The sequence below is a fragment of the Halomonas sp. SpR8 genome, from assembly GCF_031010195.1.
GTDB lineage: Bacteria > Pseudomonadota > Gammaproteobacteria > Pseudomonadales > Halomonadaceae > Vreelandella.
The window spans coordinates 1-503 of record NZ_JAUAMC010000031.1 but is presented as its reverse complement, the minus strand read 5'-3'; the positions used below and the strand labels follow the sequence as shown (position 1 = coordinate 503).

The following is a 503-nucleotide window of genomic DNA, read 5'->3' as shown; positions in this document are numbered from 1 at the left end:
TCACCACGGTGTGGTTCATGACTGGGGTGAAGTCGTAACAAGGTAGCCGTAGGGGAACCTGCGGCTGGATCACCTCCTTAAACGATGCGTCACGGTTAGTAAGCGTCCACAATGAATTACCTGATCAAGCAATAGAGCAAACGGTAGTTAATTTAGCTGCTACAGATTTCCAATATCTGTAATGGCTAAATAGCCGGGTCTGTAGCTCAGTTGGTTAGAGCGCACCCCTGATAAGGGTGAGGTCGGCAGTTCAAGTCTGCCCAGACCCACCAAATTTTATCCAGCACTGCGTTATTTTATGACTCGCATAGCAGGCTATGCTTCGCCATAAAATGCCCTGTTCTGAATAAAATTACCCGGAAAAGTCATGCGTTAATGGGGCCATAGCTCAGCTGGGAGAGCGCCTGCCTTGCACGCAGGAGGTCAGCGGTTCGATCCCGCTTGGCTCCACCATTACGTACTACCTTCTTTTACCTTAAATACCGTTTGTGAATGTTTCGTGA

The 503-nt window shown here is 48.7% G+C and carries 2 tRNA genes and 1 rRNA gene; all 3 read left to right on the top strand.

The features are described 5' to 3' along the window. Nucleotides 1-80, top strand: a 16S ribosomal RNA gene (locus tag QT230_RS20820); the annotation flags it as partial. Between the two features lie 115 nt (nucleotides 81-195). After that, nucleotides 196-272 (top strand) — tRNA-Ile (locus QT230_RS20815). A 105-nt stretch (nucleotides 273-377) separates the two neighbouring features. After that, a tRNA-Ala gene (locus QT230_RS20810) sits at nucleotides 378-453 on the top strand. Nucleotides 454-503 lie beyond the last annotated feature (50 nt).